The following is a 2696-nucleotide window of genomic DNA, read 5'->3' as shown; positions in this document are numbered from 1 at the left end:
GCCGGCGGAACCACCGGCTTCGGGCCGGGCACCGGCGGCTTGGTCGGCGCGGGGCCGCGCTGCTGGGCCGCCTTCACGGCGGCCTCCTGCTCGGCCTTGAGGGCCGCGGCGCGCGCCTCGGCGGCCGCCACCTCGATGTCATGCGCGCTCGTCGGCTTGACCGCCGCCGGCGGCGGGGTCGGCACGGCCGTCTTACGAGCTGGTGCTGCCGGCGCCGCCTTCTTCGGCGGTGCGGGCCGAGCTGTTGACGCCGGCGACTTCGGCGCGCCGCTGGGCGCTGCCGGTGCTGCCGACGGTGCGGCCGCGGAGGGAACAAAGACCTCCCGCAGCCGGCGCGCGACGGGAGCCTCGATGGTGCTCGACGCCGACTTGACGTACTCGCCCATCTCGGTCAACTTCGCGAGCACTGTCTTGCTGTCAACCCCGAGCTCCTTCGCGAGCTCGTGTACGCGGGGCTTGCCTGCCACTGCACTCCTCATCCAGAGGTCGGCGGGCAGCCCCCGCTCGACCTCACTAGGGCACGTGAAGCCTGATCATTTCAGTGACTTCATCGGGTGCTCATGTGTGTCGTCCTACCTTGCGTTCTCCGGGTGGGCGGGCCCCACCACCGGTGTGTCCTACCGCTCCGACATACGCCGCGACCGGGCCGGCGTCGACGACGCCGGTCAACCGCAACGCGCGCCCGAAGGCGCGTCGCCGCTCCGCCTGCGCGAAGCAGGCCAGATCGGGATGCAGATGAGCACCGCGACCCGGCAACCTGCGAGCCTGGTCGGGCACGAGCCGCCACGCGGGCGACCCGACCGCGACCCCGTCGCCTGACGGCGCCTGGTCAGCGACCGCCGAGGCAACGACTCGAAGCAGTTGGGAGGCGGTCGCACGCTGCCGACAGCCGACGCAGGTGCGCACCACGGGCACGGACACCGTGCCGGACCCCGACCCCCGGAGGGCCGGTCCCGACGCACCGTCTGAATCCCCAGCTGGCACCGCCGTCGAATGTGCGGCCGACCGCGCACGACGTACCACTGAACAAGTCTACCCCGTGCGCCCGACGTTGCCGCCGGCCGGCTCAGTCCCCGACAGCAGCGGCCGGGGCGGCGGCCGCCTCGGTGTCCGGACGGATATCGATACGCCAACCGGTCAGGCGGGCCGCGAGCCGGGCATTCTGCCCTTCCCGGCCGATCGCGAGCGACAGCTGGAAGTCCGGCACCGTGACCCGGGCCGTACGGCTGGCCTCGTCGACGACCTCGACGCGCAGCGCCTTGGCCGGCGACAACGCGTTGCCGACAAAGCTCGCCGGGTCATCGGACCAGTCAATGATATCGATCTTCTCGCCGTTGAGCTCGCTCATCACGGCCCGCACCCGCGCGCCCATGGGCCCGATGCAGGCACCCTTGGCGTTCACGCCGGGGGCCGCCGAGCGCACCGCGATCTTCGTGCGGTGACCTGCCTCACGGGCGATCGCCGCGATCTCGACGGTGCCGTCGGCGATCTCCGGGACCTCCAGGGCGAACAGCTTCTTGACCAGGCTCGGGTGCGACCGCGACAGGGTCACCTGGGGACCCCGGAAGCCCTTGGCCACGTGCACGACCACGCACTTGATGCGCTGGCCGTGCTCGTAGACCTCGCCGGGCACCTGCTCGGCGTTCGGCAGCATGGCCTCCAGCTTGCCGAGGTCGACGCTCACGATGCCCTTCTCGGAGCGGCCCTCGTGCGCCTGGATGATCCCCGTCACAAGGTCGCCGTCGCGGCCCACGTACTCGCCGTAGTGGACCTCGTCCGTGGCCTCGCGCAGGCGCTGCAGGATGACCTGCTTGGCCGTCATCGCGGCGATGCGGCCGAAGTCGTGCGGGGTGTCGTCCCACTCGCGCAGCAGCTCGCCCTCCGGGCCGTACTCCTGGGCGTAGACGGTCGCGACGCCCGCCTTGTCGATCTCCACGCGCGCGTGCGGGTGCGCGTGGTCCGTGTGGCGGTACGCCGTGAGCAGTGCGGTCTCGATCGCGGCGAGAATCGTCTCGACCGGTATCTCGCGCTCCTGCGCAAGCGCGCGCAGCGCGGCGAGGTCGATGTTCACGCCTCGTCCCTTCCCTTTCCGTCCTCGTCATCGATCATCTCATCGATGATCAACTCGTCATCGTCGTCGGAGGAGTCATCGTCCTCGTCGGCCGCGAACTCCTCGCCGAAGTCGGCCTCGGCGAGGTCCGCCAGGCGGGCGAACTCGATCTGGACGTGGCCCGGGCCCAGCTCCCCGAAGGGCACCTCGTGCCGGGCCCCGCTGACGTCCAGCGTCACGCCGGTGGCACCGACCGCCACCACCCGGCCGGTCAGCATCTTCTCCCCGGCCTTGACCTTGACCAGCCGGTTGACGTTGCGGCGCCAGTGCCGGGGCAGGGTGAGCGGCCGGTCGACCCCCGGCGAGCTCACCTCGAGCTGGTACGCGTCGACGGTGAACGCGCCACCGCTCAGCTCGGCCTCGTCCAGCGCCGCCGACGCGGCCCGCGAGATCTCCGCCACATCGTCGAGGCTCACCCCGTCCTCGCCGTCGACGATGACCCGCACCACGTGCGTGCGACCCATCCGCGAGATCTTGAGTTCCTCCAGGTCGAAGCCGATCTGGCGGACCACGGGCTCGATGACCTCCTGCAGGCGCGCCCGCTGGGCGGTCAGATCGTCACGTCCGCCGCGCGGCGCGGCGGCCG

At 71.7% G+C, this 2696-nt stretch carries 4 protein-coding genes; all 4 read right to left on the bottom strand.

The features are described 5' to 3' along the window. On the bottom strand, positions 1 to 467 hold a 467-nt coding region (locus ABD211_RS19350), incomplete at its 3' end, for a translation initiation factor IF-2 N-terminal domain-containing protein (RefSeq protein WP_344133602.1). 91 nt (positions 468 to 558) lie between these two features. Then, complete coding sequence (locus ABD211_RS19345; RefSeq protein WP_425560464.1) at positions 559 to 906, bottom strand: YlxR family protein; 348 nt, start codon at positions 904 to 906, stop codon at positions 559 to 561. A gap of 160 nt (positions 907 to 1066) precedes the next feature. After that, the gene (gene nusA / locus ABD211_RS19340; protein WP_344133596.1) at positions 1067 to 2071 is read right to left on the bottom strand and encodes a transcription termination factor NusA; all 1005 of its coding nucleotides are present in this window, start codon (positions 2069 to 2071) and stop codon (positions 1067 to 1069) included. Then, a partial coding sequence (rimP, locus tag ABD211_RS19335) for a ribosome maturation factor RimP (RefSeq protein WP_344133592.1) occupies positions 2068 to 2696 on the bottom strand: 629 nt, incomplete at its 5' end. The genes rimP and nusA, both read right to left, overlap by 4 nt.

It is taken from the genome of Luedemannella flava (assembly GCF_039528515.1).
In the GTDB taxonomy this organism is placed as follows: Bacteria; Actinomycetota; Actinomycetes; order Mycobacteriales; family Micromonosporaceae; genus Luedemannella; species Luedemannella flava.
The sequence above is the reverse complement of the archived record's forward strand: the minus strand, read 5'-3'. Positions and strand labels throughout refer to the sequence as shown.